14 protein-coding genes are annotated in these 18,141 nt (G+C 68.2%); 2 read left to right on the top strand and 12 right to left on the bottom strand.

The genetic code is table 11. The features are described from left to right. Window positions 1-3 precede the first annotated feature (3 nt). A complete protein-coding gene (locus G1C96_RS05680; RefSeq protein WP_169275741.1) occupies window positions 4-609 on the top strand; it encodes a TetR/AcrR family transcriptional regulator in 606 nt (201 codons plus the stop codon). Between the two features lie 181 nt (window positions 610-790). Here the strand turns inward: G1C96_RS05680 and G1C96_RS05675 are convergent, their stop codons facing one another. The 9 genes from G1C96_RS05675 to G1C96_RS05635 form a co-directional block, all read right to left on the bottom strand. Then, a complete protein-coding gene (locus G1C96_RS05675) occupies window positions 791-2,668 on the bottom strand; it encodes a serine hydrolase (RefSeq protein WP_240945127.1) in 1,878 nt (625 codons plus the stop codon). Window positions 2,669-3,377: 709 nt separating this feature from the next. Continuing rightward, entirely contained in the window at window positions 3,378-3,875 is a 498-nt protein-coding gene (locus G1C96_RS05670; protein ID WP_417852175.1) for an FMN-binding protein, read from the bottom strand. Between the two features lie 161 nt (window positions 3,876-4,036). Beyond that, window positions 4,037-4,834, bottom strand: a complete 798-nt coding sequence (locus G1C96_RS05665) for an ABC transporter ATP-binding protein (RefSeq protein ID WP_169275739.1) — start codon at window positions 4,832-4,834, stop codon at window positions 4,037-4,039. A 22-nt stretch (window positions 4,835-4,856) separates the two neighbouring features. After that, window positions 4,857-6,149, bottom strand: a complete 1,293-nt coding sequence (locus G1C96_RS05660; RefSeq protein WP_169275738.1) for an ABC transporter permease — start codon at window positions 6,147-6,149, stop codon at window positions 4,857-4,859. Window positions 6,150-6,180: 31 nt separating this feature from the next. Beyond that, window positions 6,181-7,518 (bottom strand): ABC transporter permease, encoded by a 1,338-nt coding sequence (locus G1C96_RS05655; RefSeq protein ID WP_169275685.1) that lies wholly within the window; start codon window positions 7,516-7,518, stop codon window positions 6,181-6,183. A 12-nt stretch (window positions 7,519-7,530) separates the two neighbouring features. Further along, window positions 7,531-8,814 carry a Fe-S-containing protein gene (locus G1C96_RS05650; protein WP_169275684.1) on the bottom strand — a complete coding sequence of 428 codons (1,284 nt, stop codon included), beginning with the start codon at window positions 8,812-8,814 and terminating at the stop codon, window positions 7,531-7,533. Window positions 8,815-8,999: 185 nt separating this feature from the next. Continuing rightward, on the bottom strand, window positions 9,000-9,644 hold the full coding sequence (locus tag G1C96_RS05645) for an iron transporter (protein ID WP_169275683.1): 645 nt from the start codon (window positions 9,642-9,644) through the stop codon (window positions 9,000-9,002). A gap of 74 nt (window positions 9,645-9,718) precedes the next feature. Then, the gene (locus G1C96_RS05640; RefSeq protein WP_240945130.1) at window positions 9,719-11,410 is read right to left on the bottom strand and encodes an FTR1 family iron permease; all 1,692 of its coding nucleotides are present in this window, start codon (window positions 11,408-11,410) and stop codon (window positions 9,719-9,721) included. A gap of 696 nt (window positions 11,411-12,106) precedes the next feature. Further along, window positions 12,107-13,447, bottom strand: coding sequence for an MFS transporter (locus G1C96_RS05635; RefSeq protein ID WP_335341931.1), 1,341 nt, complete (start codon window positions 13,445-13,447; stop codon window positions 12,107-12,109). A gap of 173 nt (window positions 13,448-13,620) precedes the next feature. Between G1C96_RS05635 and G1C96_RS05630 the strand changes: the two genes are divergently transcribed. Then, window positions 13,621-14,844 carry an FAD:protein FMN transferase gene (locus G1C96_RS05630; protein ID WP_169275680.1) on the top strand — a complete coding sequence of 408 codons (1,224 nt, stop codon included), beginning with the start codon at window positions 13,621-13,623 and terminating at the stop codon, window positions 14,842-14,844. A gap of 399 nt (window positions 14,845-15,243) precedes the next feature. On the opposite strand, the gene G1C96_RS05625 is transcribed toward G1C96_RS05630, so the two are convergent. The 3 genes from G1C96_RS05625 to thiS form a co-directional block, all read right to left on the bottom strand. Next, a complete protein-coding gene (locus tag G1C96_RS05625; protein ID WP_417852174.1) occupies window positions 15,244-16,281 on the bottom strand; it encodes an aldo/keto reductase in 1,038 nt (345 codons plus the stop codon). Window positions 16,282-16,283: 2 nt separating this feature from the next. Continuing rightward, the gene (locus G1C96_RS05620; RefSeq protein ID WP_169275679.1) at window positions 16,284-17,186 is read right to left on the bottom strand and encodes a thiazole synthase; all 903 of its coding nucleotides are present in this window, start codon (window positions 17,184-17,186) and stop codon (window positions 16,284-16,286) included. A gap of 107 nt (window positions 17,187-17,293) precedes the next feature. Then, window positions 17,294-17,488: a sulfur carrier protein ThiS gene (gene thiS, locus G1C96_RS05615; RefSeq protein WP_169275678.1), complete on the bottom strand. Its 195-nt coding sequence runs from the start codon at window positions 17,486-17,488 to the stop codon at window positions 17,294-17,296. Window positions 17,489-18,141 lie beyond the last annotated feature (653 nt).

The raw sequence follows: 18,141 nt of genomic DNA, 5'->3' as shown, positions 1-18,141 counted from the left end.
ACGATGACGACGGCCCGCACGGCGCAGCCCGCGGCCCACTCCCCCTCGCGCGGCATGCGCACGCGCGAGGCGACGGACCGCAAGATCCTGCGCGCCACGATGGAGATCGCCCTGCAGCGGGGCATCGCCGCGGTGACGATCGAGGAGGTGGCGCGCCGGTCCGGCGTGGCCAAGACGACCATCTACCGCCGCTACAGCAACGCCGGCGACCTGCTGCGCGGACTGCGCGCGCTGGGCCTGCCCGACGCCGCGGCGCTCTCCTTCGAAGCCTCGGACCCCACGCGCGAGAATCTGGAAGCGCTGCTGCGCGCGATCGTGGAACGCTTCCGCACCGGCATCGGCGTCAAGGCCGTGGGGATGGTGCTCGCCTCCGACGACGAGTTCTTCCGGCACGTGGTGGACGAGGCGATCCGCCCGGAGCAGGAGCGCTGCGAGGCGTTCATGCGCGAGGGCGTGCGCGCCGGCGCGTTCCGCGAGGGCGTGGACGCGCGTTTCCTGTTCGATACGGCGATCGGGTCGATGGTGGCGTGCGAGGCGCTGGACGGCGGCGTGGACGACGCGTGGCCGACGCGCATGGCGGCGCTGATCTGGCCCGCGATCGCCGCCTGAGCGGGCCGCCCGCCGCCCGGTCCGCCTTCCCCCGGTCATCCTGAGCGAGCGAAGCGAGTCGAAGGACCCTTGACCTCACGGAAAAACCCGACAAGGCAAGACACAGATCCTTCGACTCCGGCCTACGGCCTCCGCTCAGGATGACGGAGAAGCACGCCGCCCATGAGGATGGGAAGCCCGATCACAGCTCGTCGTAGATGAGCAGGCTCGCCTGTGCGATCTTCGACCAGCTGGAATGCTCGGTCATGATCACCATCGCGTAGTCGCCCTTGTCGCAGCGCACGATCGCCGCGTCGTGCAGCAGCGCGTTGAGGAAGCCGACCTTGTCCTGCACCACGCCGTCCGAGCCGATGCCCGTGGGGATGCCCTCGCGGTACACCTGCGTCTGCATGAGCGGGAACAGACGGTCCGTGGACGCCTTGGTGGCGATGGTGTTGCTGTAGTAGCCCTTGAGGATGGTGGCCAGGTCGTTGGCCGTGGTGCGCATGTTGCCGCGCGCGAAGTTCGTGTTGTTCGCGCCGATCTCGTGCGCCTGCTTCGTGACGGTGTCGAAGCCGTACTGGCGCAGCCACGCCTCCGGGCAGGCGTTGTCCGAGTTGACGATCATCGTCGTCAGGCACGCGTTGAGCGTCATGCCGTTGAGCGGGCTGTTCCACGTGAGCTTGCCTGATTCCACGGCTTCGATCATCGAATGCGCGATGAACAGCTTGTACGTGCTGGCGGACGTGGTGACGCGGTCGGCGTCCACGGTGAGCTTCTCCTCGCCGGTCTTCAGGTCGTACACGGCCACCGAGTACGTGGCGTTGCCGAACAGCGTCTTGAGCTTGTCCTGGATGGTGCCCTCGGCGGGCAGGTTCTCGTACAGCGCGGCGTTGGTGATGGTGCGCGACGTGATCTCGACCGGTCGGCTCGCGCCGCCGTTGAGCATGTCCGCCAGCGCGTCGGCGGTCTTGGCCACGTCCACGGCGCGCGAGGCGCGAGCGTCGGTGGCGAACGTCTCGGGCACGGCGCCGGCGGCCACGGCGCGCTTGGCCACGTCGATCGCCACGCCCTTGTCCTTGAACAGGCTGCTGAGTCTGGAGGAGTCCACGGAAGCGACGAGCTTCGACTGGTCCTGCGCGTCCTGCGCCACCGCGATGGTGCCGGCCACGTCGACCGCGGACAGCTGGTACGTGCCGGCGTCCGCGCCGCTGCCGTACGTGAACGTGACGCCGCCGCCCAGCGCGGTGGTGAGCGTGGCGCGCAGCTGGTCGGCCGTGGCGGTGGCCACCGTGGGTTCCACGATGTTGAGGTTCAGCGTGGCCGCGGCCAGATCGCCGTCGGTCGTGGCGGCGAAGGCCTTGCCGGCGGCCGTGCGCACGTCCGCGGGATTGAACGAGTAGCCGTCCTGCGCGGCGACCGTGGCGAGCGCGCCGTCCCTGACCTCGAGCCCCGCGTTGCGCACGTCGGACTTCACCGGGTCGGCGGAGGTGCCGAAGGCGTCGGGCAGGGTGTCCGCGGTGGTGTTGTGCACGAACAGCCAGGAGAACGGGATGATGCGCGAGGCGAACGAATGGTGTGCCGCGGCCTGCGCTCGCCCGGCGTAGTCGACGGTGATGCCGGCGTCCTTGGCCGCGAGGGTGATGCGCCGCCCGGTGGACTGGTCCGTGAGCGTCACGTTGCGCGCGAGCGATTCGGCGTTCAGCGTCTCGGCCACCTGCGCGGCGGACTGTCCGCCCACCGCGTGGCCGTCGAGCGTGGCCATGGGGAAGAACTTGTCGGACGGCCAGAACAGCTGGAACAGCTCCACCAGCAGCAGCACGCCCAGGCACGCCACGAGGATGCGGCGGCGCGTGTACGTCTCGCCCTTGAGCATCCGCACGCGGCCGAATCCGCCGTTGCCGCGCGCGTTCCCGCGTCCCTTGCGAGCGCCGCCGCGCGTGCTGCGCGACGAGGATCCCGAGCCCGCGTGGATGCCGTGCGCCGCATGACGGACGCGGGCGTTCGGCGCGCCCGTTTTCGGGGAGCTCCTGCGCGAGGACGACGGGGATGGGGACGACGAGGACACTGAACGCGGCATGACTTTACTTCTTCTTCGCGGATCTGTGGGGGATTCGGGCCCATTGCGGCCCCTTCTCATGGGCATCAGTTTCGCGCGAAGCCTCGACGCGCCGCGCTTCCGCCGTACGCCGCCGTGCATTCGCCGCGCGAACGCGATCCGCTCAATCCGCCCACGGCACCACGCAAAATGAGCGGATCCAGTCCCAAGTCCACACGGAATGAGCAGATCCAGTCCCGGGCAAGGCCGAAACACGCCCCACGGGACGCATCCTGCTCAATCTGCCCATGGCACCACGCAAAATGAGCGGATCCAGTCCCATCCCCACACGGAATGAGCAGATCCAGTCCCGGGCAAGGCCGAAACACGCCCCACGGGACGCATCCTGCTCAATCTGGTCAAGGTACCTCGCAGAATGAGCGGATCCAGTCCCATCCCCACACGGAATGAGCAGATCCAGTCCCGGGCAAGGCCGAAATACATCCCACGGGACGCATCCTATTCAATCTGCCCATGGCACCACGCAAAATGAGCGGATCCAGTCCCATCCCCACACGGAATGAGCAGATCCAGTCCCGGGCAAGGCCGAAACACACCCCACGGGACGCATCCTGCTCAATCTGGTCAAGGTACCTCGCAGAATGAGCGGATCCAGTCCGGGAACCGACGCCGACCCGCCGAGACGCCGTCAGATCGCGGCCAGAGCAACTGCCGGCTCGCCATCATCCGGCTACTGGATCGAAGCCTCCTCGCGCGCCACCTTGAGCGCCTCATTGAAAGCGTCGGACGTCCAGCTGGCGCCGGCGACCGTGTCGATCTTGAGGTCCTTGAGCGGCTTGCCGTCCACCACGCCGTTGATCGCGTTGGCGAAGTCGGTCTGGTGGCCCTTGGAGATGGTGGTGAACGGATGACCCACGACGTCCACGTGCTCCACGTTGCCGTCCTTGACGGTGATGGTCACGTCGATGGTGTCCTCGCCGATCGGGCCGTACACGCCCTGCACCTTGTAGTCGCCGTCCGCATAGTTGCCGGTGTCCTGCTTGTCGGACGTGGGCTGGCTGTGCGTGGACTGCGCGGTGGGGTTCGTGGCGTTGGACGTGTCCGTGCCCGCGTCGGCGCTGGATTCGCCCGAGTCGCCGGCGTACTCGTCGTTCATCGGGATGGCCTTGGGCTCGCCGCAGGCGGAGAGCAGCGCCAGTCCGGCAGCGGTGAGCGCCACGGCCTTCATCGCGGTTCCCCTCGCCGCCGGGGTCTTCCGTTCGTCGTTCGTCTCGTTCGTCATGGTCGTCCTTTGCATAGCATTCATTATCGCCGCGGATGCGGATCGCGGTTCCCGAGCTGCCCGGTTCCGAGTCGCCCGGTTCCGAGTCGCCCGGTCTTCGCCGCCGGTCAGTCCTCACCGCCGGTTTTGGCGGCCTTGGTCGGGTCCGCGAAGCCGATGGCGGTCTCGCCGCGCTGCGCGTCCTCGGCGTCGGACCCGGTGGACGCGGGACGTCCGCCGTCGGCCTCGTACGCGGCGCGCGCGGCGTCGTCGTTCCACTTCTCCCCCACGAGCACGCCGTGGTTGAGCATGATCTCGCGCTGGGCGCAGCTGGCCACGAGCGCGTCGTGCGTGACGACGATGATCGTGGTGCCCTGCTCATGCAGCTGGCGGAACAGGTCGAGCACGATCTTCTCGTTCTTCTCGTCGAGGTTGCCGGTGGGCTCGTCGGCGAGGATGATCTTCGGACAGTTGATCAGCGCGCGGGCGATGCACACGCGCTGCTGCTCGCCGCCGGAGAGCTGGCCGGGCAGGTGGTGCGCGCGGTCCTTCAGCCCCACGCGGTCGAGCGCCTCCAGCGCCTCCTTCTCGTCCACCACGGAGTGGTAGTACTGCGCCACCATCACGTTCTCCACGGCCGTCAGATGCGGCACGAGGTAGAACTTCTGGAACACGAGGCCGATCATGTTCTTGCGCACGTCCGCCAGCTGCGTGGCGTTGAGGTCCTCGAGGCGGCGGCCCTCGAGCTTCACCGAGCCCTTGGACGGCGAGTCCATGCATCCGATCATGTTCATCAGCGTGGTCTTGCCGGAGCCGGACGAGCCGACGATCGCCAGCCATTCACCGGCGGGCACCGTCAGGGACAGGTCGTCCACGGCCTTCAGGTCGCCGTAGATCTTGGAGATGTGGTCGAGTTCAAGCAGCATGGTCATGGAAGACTCCTATTCCTTATTCCTCGCGCAGCACGACGGCCGGGTCGATGCGGGTGGCGCGGTGCACCGGCGGCACGGATGCGACGACGGCGACGAGCACGGACAGGGCGACCGAGCCGAGGCCCAGCCACCAGTTGAAGCCGAGCGAGCGGCTGAAGACGGTGACGGTGAGCGCGGCGGCGAACCCGTAGCCGATGGCGGTGCCGATGAGCCCGCCCACGAGACCGTAGATGGCGGACTCCGCGTAGAACTCCGCGCCGATGCCGCGCGACGAGGCGCCGAGCGCCTTCCTCAGGCCGATCTCGTTGCGCCGCTGCGAGACGATGGAGCTGATGGTGGTGGACACGCCCACGAGCGTGAGCAGCAGCACCACGAGCGAGACGATCCAGAACAGGGTCTGCAGCATGGCGACGATGCGCTGGTTCGAGGCGGTGATCTTGGTGACCTGCTGCGCCTTGACCTTGCCGGCGCGGTTGAGCTCGTCGGTGAGCGCGGTCAGGCCGTCGCCCTCGGCCGGCGACGAGTACTCCACCACGTCCCAGCCGCGGTTGCCCGCGAGCGCGGCGACGTCCGAGGCGAGCGCGTAGACGATCTCGTCCTCGCTGCCGCCGGTGTCCACCAAGCCGGCCACGCGGAACTCGGTGCCGCCGCCCTCCATGATGTCCGTGGAGACGCGCCCGTCGCGCACCTGCTGGCCGTTGGCGGCGGACGCCGCGGCCTGCGTGGGGTTGGCGGTGGGCGCGGCGGTCGACGACGAGGACGCGGACGACGATGCGGAAGCCGAAGCCGAGGCGTCGGACGAGGCGGCGCCGTTGTCCGAGGCACGGTAGGCGATGGTGATGGTGGAGCCGATCTCCAGTCCCATCGCGTCGGCCACGTCGCGGCCGATCATCACGTTGCCGACGGACGGCCAGTCGCCGTCCACCACCCAATGCTGGTTGAGCTCGGCCACCTGCGCCGGATCGATGCCGCCGATCACGTACGGCGCCGAGTTGATGCGCACGTTCTCGTAGCGGTAGGCGGCGGACTTGGCCTGCCCGGAGCGGTCCACGTCCGCGCTGACCGCGGCGACCTCGTCGTCGGTCAGCCCCTGCGAGCCGGCCGAGGAGTCGAGCGGCGTGACGATGAGGTTCGCGCCGTACGCGCGCATCTCGTCGTTCATCTGCTGCGGCACCACCAGGCACACCGCGGCGAGGCAGAACAGCGTGGCGGCGCCCACCATCGAGGCCACCACGGCCATGATCGCGCGCCCCCGGCGGCGGAACACCGCGCCGAACAGCATCGCGACGAACATCCTGCGGTTGGTCATGCCGCGCGCGTCGCGCGCACGGCTCAGCGAATCACCGGCCATGAAGCACCTCCGCTGGCTTGAGGCTCAGAATCGAGCGAATGGACGAGAACGAGGCCATCAGGATCGTCAGCGCCAGCAGCACGAACACCAGCACGAACACCATCGGGCGCATGGTGATGCCGGAGCCGAACACCACGTGTCCCACGAGCTGCGCCACCGCGGAGCCGAGGCCCGCGCCCACGAGCGCGCCCACGAGCGAGATCGCGGCGGTCTCCGCCAGCATGAGGCGGCTCACCGCGCCGTCCGTGGCGCCGATGGCCTTGAGCAGCGCCAGCTCGGCCGACCGCTCACCGATGGACGCGGCCATGAGGTTCGCCACGGCGATGGCGGCGGCGATGAGGCTCAGCGCGGTCATGAGGATCATCACGGCCTGCGTCTTGCGCAGCACGTCGCCCTGCAGCGCGGCCACCTGCCGCACCTGCTTGGCCACCGCGCCGGGGATGACCTCCTCGATCTGGTAGGCGATGGAGCTGGGGTACGCGGTGCAGTACCACGTCTCCCACTCCTCCTGGCTCAGCGCGGCCGGGTTCTTGGCGGCCTTGCGCGCCAGATCGTTCTCCGGGGTGGTCAGGGCCTTGACCTCGATCTTGTCCACCGAGTCGGGCAGACCGGCCAGATCCTGCGCCACGGAGGACGGCAGGTAGACCGAGCCGTTCTCGTCGTCGCCGGAATCGTAGATGCCCGTCACCTTCAGCGTGCGCGTGTTCGCGGCGCCGGACGCGGCGGTCTTGGCGAGGGTGAGCGAATCGCCCACCCTGAGCCCGAGCCTCGTGGCGAGCGTGCGGCCCACCATGGCCTCGTCGGCGTCGTCGCCGGCCCACGCGCCCTCGACCTTCCACCACGAGCGCATGCCCTGCACGCCCGCCACGGTGGATTCGCCGGTGTCCAGATGCAGCGTCTTGTGGAACCACGTGCCCACCAGCGGCACGGTGACGGCGTCGGCGGAGGGGGACGTGCCGGCGCTGGCCTGCGCGTGCACGTTGAGCTGCGGCGCGAAGTTGGTGATGTTGAACGCCCAGAAGATCGTCTTGATCTTGGCCGCGTCCGACTCCCTGAGGAACGCGGTCGGATCGGCGGCGTTCTGCGAGCCGGAGCCGAGCGTCGAATCGGTGGCGTAGAGCTCGGAGATCACCGCGTCGGCCTTGGGCTGCACGGTGATGTTGGAGCCGTAGGTGGACAGCTCGGCGTTGAGCTTGTCGCCCACGTCGAACACGATGCCCAGCATCGCCACGCTCACCGTGGCGGACAGGCACACCGTCAGGGCGATCATCAGGCGGCGCTTGAGCTGCCGGGTGAACGACCGGGCGATCATACGCAGAAAGAACATCGGACCGCCTCCTTACTTCTTGAAGTGCGCGGACAGCGCGTCCAGATCCGCGGTCTGGATGGTGATCTGCCCGTTGGCGACCTTGTAATTGAACGGCACCGGGTTGCAGCCGCCCTTGAAGCCGATCGTCGCCAGGTTGATGGCCACGTCGCAGCGCTTGCAGATGATCTTGCCGTCCTTCTCGTAGTAGCCGGCGTCGCCGCACGTCTCGCACGCGTCCAGGCCGATGCCGTACGCGCCGCCGTTCTTCTTGATGATGATGAAGCGCATCACCGTGCCGTCCGCGGCCGTGTACTCGAAGCGGTGCAGATGCCCGTCCTCCACCTGCGCGAACGTGATGGTGGCGGTGCCGTCCACCAGCGAATACGGCTCGGGCGGGGAGAGCACCGGCTTCTTGTTCACCTCGGCCACGCCCCACGTGAGCATCGTGGTCACGCCGATCATCGCCACCAGGCTCCACACCGAGGCGGCCACGGCGCGACGGCGGAACGCCTTGCGCAGGCGCAGCGTGGCGTCGTTGAGCTCGGGGGCCCCCTTGGTCTTCGTGCGGAAGCCCGCCACCAGCGAGGCGACCACGGGGATGAGGAAGACCAGCATCTGCGCGATCGCCAGCCAGCGGTCGGCGTTGTGCACGCGGATCATCATGCGGAACGCGGTGCCGTGCAGCACCAGGATGCGCATGGACATCATGAGCGAGAACAGGTCCGCCAGATGGCGCACCAGCCCGATCGCCACCACGAGCAGCGCGGACAGCGTGAACGCCCAGCGCACCGCCGTGGTGCGCAGCGTGCGGAAGATCGCGGCCACCACCACCGCGGTGCCGATGCCCAGCGCGAAGCCGAGCGCGCGCAGCAGCATGGCCGACGTGAACGGCGAGTCGCCGGTCTCCACGAAGTTCGTCAGCTGCAGGATCACGTCCGGGGTGGCGTAGAACACGGTGAACGCGATGCCCAGCGCGGACAGGGCGTTGGCGACGTGCAGCCGCGCCGGACGCGCGTGCCAGTCGCGTGTGGCGCGCCGCGCGAGGAGCACCACGGCGATCATCGCCACGTCGAACGCCACGCAGCCGATGAGCGCCGGCAGGTTCACGTTGGATCGGCGCGTGATGACGGCCGTGCCCCTGAGTCCCGCGAACACGCAGGCGCCGGCCAGTCCGACCAGCAGCCCGTACAGCCGCCAGCGCACGCTGACGGGCTTGTCGCGCCCCTCGCCCACGGTGAGCAGCACGCTCATCGACATCACCAGCAGGCACGGGGCAAGCATGCCCGGCAGCGCCTGCACGTATTGGCCCAGCATCGGTCCTCCTTCGTCGGGGCCGGCACGTCGCCGCCCCCGCATCCCCGGCCGCGCGCGCACGCACGTCCCCAAACGCATGAAAGGGAGAGGCGCGGCGATCCGGCCTCTCCCATGGTCGTCATGCTACCGCCCGGCCATGCCGGACCTCGGCAGCATCGTCGGTGACGCGACGGTCACCGCGGGCGTCACCACTGGTGAACGGTGTAGTCCCAGTCGAAGGTGGCGGTGATCGGCTCGGTCCAGAAGCGGCCCTCGACGCCGGTCTCCTTGTCCACGTGCAGGGTCCAGCCGTTGGTCTCCGGGCTGTAGATGGTGAAGGTCAGCGCGTACTCGCCGTCCTTGTCCAGCTTCAGGTTGGCGCCGTAATGCGGGCCGTCGTCCGCGTTCATCTCCATGAACGTGCCCTCCTGGACGTTGGAGGCGTCGGACTTGTCCTGGATCTTGTACTTGACGGTCAGCTTCGGGATGAAGTCGCCCTCGCCGTAGCCGAGCTTGTTGTCCTTGAGGGCGTGGATGTCGGCCTCGAGGTGCAGGTTGGCCTCGGCGGCGGACAGGCCCACGCCGGCGGGCTCCATGTCCACGGGCTGGAAGTACACGGCGGCGATGTTCAGCGGGAAGATCTCCTGATCGGTGCCGATCGGGATCTCCTCGAAGCCGGTGCCGCCGTCCGCGGCCTCGGCGGTCGTGGTGGAGGCGGAGGCGGCCGGGGCGGCGTCGGAGGAGCTGTTGCCGTTGGACGCGGTGTTGGAATTGCCGCAGGCGGACAGCGAGAAGGCCATGGCGCCGGCCGCGATCAGGGCCAGCAGGCTGCTCATCTTCTTGTTCTTCATTTTCTTTCTCTGCTTTCTGTTGGTTGTCTACAGAAACAAATCCTGCATGGGGCCGGCCGTCGCCGGCCGACGGGTCACTTGGCCGCGGCTGCGGCTGCGGTCGCGGCCTCGGTGCCGGAGGAGGCCAGTTCGGCGCGGCGACGACGGTCGCGCACGAACCCGACCACGAACAGCGCGATCACCGCCACGGCGGCGACGGCCTGTGCCACGATCGTCTCCACATACGGGTAGAAGCCGAGCCAGTCGTTCGTGGGCATGCCCGCCAGATAGACGCCGGGCACCAGATCGCCCTCGATCAGCGCGTGCACGCCGCCGCCGGCGAAGACGACCACGAGCACCGCCATGAGGATCGACGTGACCAGGAAGAACGGGCCGATCGGGATCTTCACGGACGTGAAGCGGATGATCAGGAAGATGACCACCAGCACCACGGCCGCCGCGATGCCGCCGATCCACATGCCGCGCGAATCCTGGCTCATCGTGTAGATCGACTGATAGAAGATCACGGTCTCGGCGCCCTCGCGGAACACCGCGAGGAAGCTCAGCATCGCCAGCGAGACGGCCATGCCGAACGTCACCTGCTCACCCGCGGACAGCGCGTCGCCGGCCTTGCCCACGGCAGCCTCGGTCTTCCTGCGGATGTACGCGTTCCACGAGGCCACCGAACGCTTGTTGAGCATCCAGTTGCTGGTCCACAGCAGCATGAGCATGGCCACGAGCGCGCACACGCCCTCCATGTTCTCCTGCAGCGGGCCGGAGCCGCCGAACGCGAGCACGAAGATCACGGCCACCACGCCGGCGCCGGCCAGGCCGGCCAGCACGCCCAGATAGATCCACTTGACGAGCCTGCGGTTGCCGGACTTCACGAGGTACGCGATGATCGCGGCCACCACGAGCAGCGCCTCGAGACCCTCGCGGATCAGGATGATGAACGACTGGCCGACCGAGCTGGTGATGAACTTCGTGAAGCCGTTCACGTTGGCGCCGGCGCCGCCGTCCAGCTTGGTGGCGTCCTCGGCAAGCATGGCCTTGAGCTCGGTGACGTACTGCGTGGCGTCCTCGCCGGCCACCATCGCCTTGCGCGCCTCCTTGAACGTGGACTCCACCTTGGAGACGCGGTCGCCGCCGATCGCGTTCATCACGTTCTTCTCGAAGCCAAGCTTCTCGTAGTACTGGTAGTAGGCGTTGTTGACGCCGTCGGAGCCCTTCTTGCCGTCGGTCTTGGAGTCGGCGAGCGCCTGGTCGAGGATCGGGATCATCTCGTTGGCCACGTCGGTCCACGTGCGGTCGCCCTTGCCGGCGTTCTTGTGCACCTTGGCGGCGTCGAGCTGCTCGCGCTCCTGCGCGCGCTTGGCCTCGTACGCCTTGGCGTAGTCGGCGGGCTTGGCGAGGTCCGCCTTGGCGTCCAGCGTGGCGGCGGACGCGGTGATGTCCTCGGAGAGCGCCTTGACGCCGGATTCGACGTCGGCCTGCTTGCCCTGCTGGAAGGCGAGCTGCATGAGCGTCTGGAACTGGTTCGCCTGGCTCTGCTGCTTGTCGGCGCCGATGGTGTCGCGCACCACGGTCACGAAGTAGGTGGACACATAGGTGGCGCTGTACGCGGAGTTGAAGTCGGAGCGGGCGGTGGCCTGGTCGCCGGCGGCGTAGTCCTTGACGCCCTGTTCGAGCTGCTGGTTGATCTTCGTCGCGATGTCCGACCACGTGGCGAATTCGGAGGCGTCGTCGGCCTGCGCGGAGGCCAGCGGGAGGGCCATCGACGCGACCATCGTGAGCACGGCGGCCAGAGCGGCCAGCACGGACGCCACGCCTTTCGGCAGGCTCGGACGACGCCCGGACCGAACGATCGGCTTGATGACACACGACGACATACCAGCGCTTCCTCTCCTCGTCCATGGCGAGCGGCGGATGATCCAGCGCTGCCACCGACCAAACATAAAAGAAAAGGGGAGGGAAGAACAGTCTTGTTTTTATTTTTTTCCGGCGTATAATGCCCGCGCCTTCCGGGCAGGACTCTCCGTCCTCCCGAGCGGAGCAGTTCCTTCTTCTGTCAGCCCAAGCGAAGCAGTCCCTTTTCCGTCATCCTGAGCGAAGCGCAGCGGAGTCGAAGGATCCTTGACACCACGGCACAACCAAAGATCCTTCGACTCCGGCCTACGGCCTCCACTCAGGATGACCAGAAAAGCAAACACCGTTGCAGGATGACCAGGAAGCCAGACACCGACTCGGATAACCGGAAAAACACCCCCCCGCCCGCGCACCGTCGCCCCGAGCGAAGCAGTCCCTTCCCGTCATCCTGAGCGAAGCAGTCCCTTTTCCGTCATCCTGAGCGAAGCGCAGCGGAGTCGAAGGATCCCTGACACCACGGCACAGCCAAAGATCCTTCGACTCCGGCCTACGGCCTCCGCTCAGGATGACCAAGAAGGCAGACCACGCCGCGGAACGATCGGAAACGCGGCCTTGCCTCAGCGCTCCAGCACGGCGGTGACCTTGCGCTCGTCGTAGAACGCGAACACCACGCCGCCGATGCCGCACAGCACCGCCGCGCACACGGCCGCCACGCGGTAGCCCGCGCCGGAGCCGGACGCCGCGCCGATCGTCGAGACGCCGGTGAACAGCAGCATCGCCACCGACTGCCCCATCTTCATCGCGAACGTGCGCGCCGCATAGAACATGCCCTGCCGGTCCTGTCCGGTCACCTTGGAGCTCGCGTCGGCGATGTTCGCCACGATCGCCTGCGGCAGGATGCCGAACGCGGCCATCGGCACCGCGGCGGCCACGGACAGCACCACGCCCTGCGCCATCGCGGGCACGGCGCCGAGCACGCCGGACCCCAGCGCCGCCGCGTACGCGAACGCGCACGTGAAGATCACGAACGCCGACAGCAGCAGCCGCTTCTTGCCCACGCGCACCGCCAGCACGTTCACCGGCACGTAGAACAGCACCGAGATGCCGGTCATGAGCACGAAGTACACGGTGGTGGTGGCCTCCGGCAGCTTGAGCAGGCTCGTCACGAAGAACGGCAGACCCGTCTGGAACGTGGTCACCGCCACCCAGTAGACCACGTCGGAGCACACGAACTTGCGGAATTCGCCGTCGCGGAACGTCTGCCTGAGCGACTCGGCCGTGGACTCGCTGGTGGGCTTCGACTCTACGTACTCGCGCTCGTCGATGGCCAGCACCGGCACGAGCATGCACGCGAACGCCGCCACCGCCATGATCGTGAAGGTGAGACGGATGGCGTTCACGCGTCCGAGCGCCGGCACGAACGCGCCCCAGACCACCGGCGCCACGTACGCCACGGCCGTGCCCACCACCCACGTGAACGAGATGGCGGTGGAGATGTTGAGCTGCTGGCGCGAATCGTGCCCCAGTTCGGCGATCAGCGCGTTGTACGGCGTGCAGTAGAACGTGAGCGCGATGTAGTAGCCGATCACCGTGACGAACAGGAACGCGGCGTTGACCCAGCTCGTGCCGTTCACCGGGCTCCAGAACACCAGCACCGTCACGGCGGCGAGCGGCAGCGCCGCGAACTTGAGGAACGGGATGCGGCGGCCGCGCGGGGACGTGCTGCGGTCGGAGAGGCTCGCCACGGCCGGGTCCACGAAGGCGTCGAAGAAGCGCGCGAACGCGGTGATGCCGCCCACCACGGTCACGATGCCCAGGATCACGAGCCCCTGCGGCACGAAGACGGTCTGGCCCTGCGCGATCGTCTCGGCGTCCGGCTGGTAGAAGTACACGAGCCAGTTGGAGATGATGCCGGACAGCAGCGCCCAGCCGAACTGGCCCACGGCGAAGGCCCACACCTTGGCGGCGGGCAGATCCTTGACTGCGGCGGCTGTTGCTGTGGCTGCGGTTCCGGCTCCGGCGCCGGCTCCGGCGGTTTGCCCTGTGCGAGCGACCATCACGACCTCCTTGTGCGCGACATCGACCTATGGACGAGTCTAACCGCACGGACCGCCTCCCTACAATGGGCCACATGACCGATCTCGCCCGTCTGCTGCCGTTCGTCGCCGCGTTCCCGCACGCGCTGGGCTGCGGAATCATCGTGCGGTCTGCGGAGCGGATCGACGACGGACTGCGCGGGCGGCTTGAGACGTTCGTCCGCGAGTACGAACGGACGCTGTCGCGATTCCGCGGCGATTCGACGGTCGCGCGGCTGGCGGCGGGCGGACGAGGATCGGACGGCGCAGGCGCAGACGGCGCGGCCGATGCAACCGGCGCGGCCGAAGCGGACGCCGGCGTCACGGCCGCGTTCCCGCGATGGACCGCGGGCCTGTTCGCGTTGACCGACCGGTTGGTCCGGGCCACGGGCGGGGCCATCGACCCCTGCGTGGGCGAGACGCTGGTCTGGCTCGGCTACGGCGTCGAGCTGGGGCGAACCTTCCGCGGCGGGAATACCGGCGAGAATGCCGGCGAGACCGAGACGATCGACGGAGCCGGCACGTTTCCGGGTCCGCGATCGTGGGACGAGCTGGACGCCGAGTCCGCCGCACGGCCGCAGTGGGACCGGGACGTGCGGTGGTCCTTCAGGAGCGCCGGGGACTGCGGCGGCGAGGACCGTGCGACGGCCGTCACGCTGACCGCGCGCAGGCCGGTATTGCTGGACTTCGGCGCGTGCGGCAAGGGGTATCTGGTCGATCTGCTGGCCGGCATGATGCGCTCGGCGGGATTGCGTGGTCCGCTGGTCATCGACGCCGGCGGCGATCTGCGCGTCGAGGGACTGCGGGACGCGCCACTGCGCATCGGGCTGGAGGATCCGGCCGACGCCGCGCGCGCGGTGGGCGTGGCCGAGGTGGGTGCCGGGTCGCTGTGCGCCTCGTCGCCGAGCCGGCGGCATTGGGCTGGCGCGCATCACCTCATCAACGCGCTGGACGGGCGGCCGGTGGACGACGTGGCGGCCTCATGGGCGTTCGTGCGACATGAGGCTGCATTCCCGGCGAATGAAGCCGCGGGCGGGCCGGCCGGGACCGACGCGTCGCATCCTCATCCGAACGCGGATGCGGCCGCTGCGGAGTCGTCGGACGCCGCGGATCCCGTGCGCCGCTTCCCCACCGCCGTGGCGGACGGCTTGGCCACCGCGCTGTTCGTGGCGGATCCGGCGGCGCTGCGTGCGGCTTTCCCCTATGACTGCGCGCTGCTCGGCGCCGACCGCACCGCCCGCGCGTCCGCCGGCTTCCCCGGCACGCTGTTCCTACACTGACCGCTCCTGCCGGTCACGCCGTCGGCACCGGCACGGCGCGATATGCGAGGGTATCTGCGGAGTCAGGGGTACTTTTCGCCGGTTGCGGGCAGATATCTGCAGAGTCAGGGTGGGTGCAGGGCGCAATACCCGCCCGTACCCGCCCGCGCCCGTGATGACGTTGGCGGAATTCCGCGGTTTCCGGTGTCGCCGAAGCGCTTCGTATCGCGTCGAGGCACCCTCACTATGCAGATATCTGCCGGCGGAACGCGAAAAGTACCCCTGACTCCGCAGATATCCTCCCCTGCCGCCTCTTCGCTGCCTCTCGCCACCTCTTCGCCACCTGTTTCGCCGCCATGGCGAATCCGACGAGCCGAGCCGGATGCACCGGCCGGCCGCCGCAGCACAATGTACCGGCCTTCAGCGGACGGCGGTGTCCGGCAGCATGAGCGTCGTAGCGGCGAACGAATCGCGAGCCTCGTACGGGTTGCGGGCGCTCGGGATGGCGATCAGCCGATCGTACTGCGCCAGCTCCCACGTCAGCACCGCGCGCTGGTACGAGCAGCCGAGCTGCGCGCCGATCGCGCGGAACCGGTCATAGGCCTTGGCGTCCACGGGGTCGAGGAATCCGCCGAGCGGGCTGAACGCTACGAACGCCAGCCCCAGCTCGCGGCACCGATCCAGCGTACCGTCCGTGTCCGGATGCGACGGCGAGAACTGGTTCTGCACCGCCACCAGCGCATCGCCCAGAATGCTGCGCGCCACATCGATCTGGGCCACGTTCACTCGAGAGACGCCCACAGAGCGCACGATGCCCTGATCGACGAGCGCACGGAACGCGCCCATCTGATCCTCGTACGGCACGGCCGGATCAGGGCCGTGCGAATACAGCAGGTCGATCGGCTCGTCGCCGAGCCCGAGCCGCGTCGCCGACTCGCGGGCGTCACGGGCGATGGTGGCGGGACGGCCGTCCGGAGCCCATCCGTAGCGGCTGCCGGGGGCCTGATACACCGGGCGGCGCAGCGTCTCCGCGGCCGCGGGCCCGTCGCCGTACGCCGACAGTGTCACCGTGCCGCTCACGTCGAGCGTGCGCAGGAATCCGGTCTTGGTGGCCACGAGCACCTCGTCGCGCGGCCCGTCCCAGGTGGCAAGCGCCTCGGCGGTGAGCCGCTCGCCGTAGCCGAAGTCCTCAGGCGCACCGAACGGGGCCCGCGTGGGCAGGTAGTACGACCATGCGGTGTCGAGGTAGCGCACGCCGGCGTCGAGCGCGGCGTGCAGCGCGGCGATGGCGACAGCCCGGTCGGGCACGGCGGCGCCTCCAAGAGTCGGCCTGCCTTCGATGGCCAGCGCCATGGTGCCAGTGCCGATGCGCGGCACGCGCCTGCCGGCGAGCGCGATGGTCGGTGCCGATGCAGCCGCCGCAGACGCAGCCTCCTCAGGCTTGGATTCCCCCGCCACGCTCAGTGCACCTGATCTTCGACGATCTGCGGGCTGGACGGCACGGCGTGCCCTTCGGTCACCGTGCCCAGACCGGACAGGTAGGCGAGGCGTCCGGCTTCGATGGCGTGCTTGAACGCGCGCGCCATGAGCGGAATGTTGCCGGCGGATGCGATGGCCGTGTACGCCATCACCGCGTCGGCGCCCATTTCCATGGCTTCGGCGGCTTGGCTGGGCCGTCCGATGCCGGCGTCGATGATCACCGGCACGTGCGCGTTGGCGATGATCACTTCGATGAAGTCGCGCATGCGCAGGCCCTTGTTGGAGCCGATGAGCGAGCCGAGCGGCATCACGCAGGCCGCGCCGGCCTCTTCGAGCTGGCGCGCGGCGATCGGATCGGGGAACATGTACGGCATGGCCACGAATCCTTCGTTGGCGAGGATCTCGGTGGCCTTGATCGTCTCGGCGTTGTCCGGCAGCAGGTACTTCGTCTCGTGTTCGATTTCGATCTTGACGAAGTCGGTGCCGCAGACTTCGCGCGCGAGCCGGGCGATGCGCACGGCTTCCTCGGCGTTGCGCGCGCCGGACGTGTTGGGCAGCATGGTGATGCCCTGGGGAATGTAGTCGAGCAGGTTGTTTTCGGTGGTGCGGCAGCGACGCAGCGCCATGGTGACGATTTCGGTGCCGGCGTTCTCGATGGTCGCCTTGATGAGGTTGAGATCGTAGCGGCCCGATCCCAGAATGAAGCGCGAGTGGAACGTGTGGCCGCCGAGGATGAGCGGATCGGCGTCACCGGTGGCGATGTCGTCGTAGGCGGATGCGTCCGGCTCGGGCAGGATGGCGGTGTTGACGGCGGTGCCGACCAGTTCGTCGAGCGTGGGCTCGGCGGCTTCGGCGAATGACGTTGCGGTGGATTCAGTGCTCATCGTGATCTCCTTCGGTGCTGATGATGCTGACTGACGAATGATGCTGGCTGCCTGAGGCTGTGGCGCGGCGCGTGACACGTGTCGCAGCGCGATGTGACGCGCGGCGCTCAGCCGCCCTGCACGAACGACACAATCTCCACGGTGTCGGTATCGGCGAGCGTCACGGATTCGCGGGCGTCGCGCGGCACGATGCGCCCGTTGACCTCCACGGCCACGCGCCCCGGATTCAGCCCGCGCGCGGCGACGAACGCGGCCACGGTCATGGGCTCCGCGAGCGATTCGCTCTCGCCGTTGACGATCATGATGTCCCCTCCCTCATGTGCCGGACGCCCGCACGGGCGCCCGATGGAATACGGAAAAGGGTCGCCGAAGGAACCGTACCCTGTAAGGTGGTGCGCCCCTTCATTGACCCTTGGTGTAGTGCAATGTTCGATTATTGGTTGCGACTACGGAACCTTGAAGTTCAAGAGATCGGACGGTCCATGACGATAAGCCGTCCGCAACCCGCTTCCTTTCGGCGGCATTACCCGCATCAAGTTCACGGTCGAAGCCGTAGCTTCCTCTCAGCCCTGTCGAGCTCCCGTTTGGTTGCTCCTTCATTGTGACGCTCGCCATGGACCGCGCGGCGATCCCCGCTTCGATCGTCGTCCAATCACATCGCCGTCGATCGCATCATCAGCCAAACACATCATCAGCCAAACACATCATCAGCCAGCCGCATCGTCGGCCGGACCTGCCGCCGCCCGGCACGCGAGGTATCTCCGAGCAAGCGAAGGACCGGGTTTTCTCAGAAATCGTGGGCGGTCCGCCGTTTCTGAGAAAAACGGGGCCTTCTATTTCCCGTCGATACCTCGGGTGCCGGGCGGCGTCAGGTCCGGCCGACGACGCGACCGGGTGAAGATGCTTCTGGATGGTGATGTGATTAGCTGGTGATGCGAGTGCCGGGGGTTTGATG

It is taken from the genome of Bifidobacterium moraviense (assembly GCF_012932365.1).
Lineage (GTDB): Bacteria > Actinomycetota > Actinomycetes > Actinomycetales > Bifidobacteriaceae > Bifidobacterium > Bifidobacterium moraviense.
This window is presented reverse-complemented; position numbering and strand designations above follow the sequence as displayed.

What these genes read in the sequence shown, in the direction of transcription:
- G1C96_RS05620 (WP_169275679.1), bottom strand. Translation starts at nt 17,186, where the DNA reads ATGAGCACTGAATCCACCGCAACGTCATTCGCCGAAGCCGCCGAGCCC.
- G1C96_RS05645 (WP_169275683.1), bottom strand. Translation starts at nt 9,644, where the DNA reads ATGAAGAACAAGAAGATGAGCAGCCTGCTGGCCCTGATCGCGGCCGGC.
- G1C96_RS05655 (WP_169275685.1), bottom strand. Translation starts at nt 7,518, where the DNA reads ATGTTCTTTCTGCGTATGATCGCCCGGTCGTTCACCCGGCAGCTCAAG.
- G1C96_RS05640 (WP_240945130.1), bottom strand. Translation starts at nt 11,410, where the DNA reads ATGGTCGCGTCGATGGCCCTCCCGCTGGCCTCCGCGCAGGCCGACGAC.
- thiS (WP_169275678.1), bottom strand. Translation starts at nt 17,488, where the DNA reads ATGATCGTCAACGGCGAGAGCGAATCGCTCGCGGAGCCCATGACCGTG.
- G1C96_RS05630 (WP_169275680.1), top strand. Translation starts at nt 13,621, where the DNA reads ATGACCGATCTCGCCCGTCTGCTGCCGTTCGTCGCCGCGTTCCCGCAC.
- G1C96_RS05680 (WP_169275741.1), top strand. Translation starts at nt 4, where the DNA reads ATGACGACGGCCCGCACGGCGCAGCCCGCGGCCCACTCCCCCTCGCGC.
- G1C96_RS05660 (WP_169275738.1), bottom strand. Translation starts at nt 6,149, where the DNA reads ATGACCAACCGCAGGATGTTCGTCGCGATGCTGTTCGGCGCGGTGTTC.
- G1C96_RS05650 (WP_169275684.1), bottom strand. Translation starts at nt 8,814, where the DNA reads ATGCTGGGCCAATACGTGCAGGCGCTGCCGGGCATGCTTGCCCCGTGC.
- G1C96_RS05665 (WP_169275739.1), bottom strand. Translation starts at nt 4,834, where the DNA reads ATGCTGCTTGAACTCGACCACATCTCCAAGATCTACGGCGACCTGAAG.
- G1C96_RS05675 (WP_240945127.1), bottom strand. Translation starts at nt 2,668, where the DNA reads ATGCCGCGTTCAGTGTCCTCGTCGTCCCCATCCCCGTCGTCCTCGCGC.
- G1C96_RS05670 (WP_417852175.1), bottom strand. Translation starts at nt 3,875, where the DNA reads ATGAAGGCCGTGGCGCTCACCGCTGCCGGACTGGCGCTGCTCTCCGCC.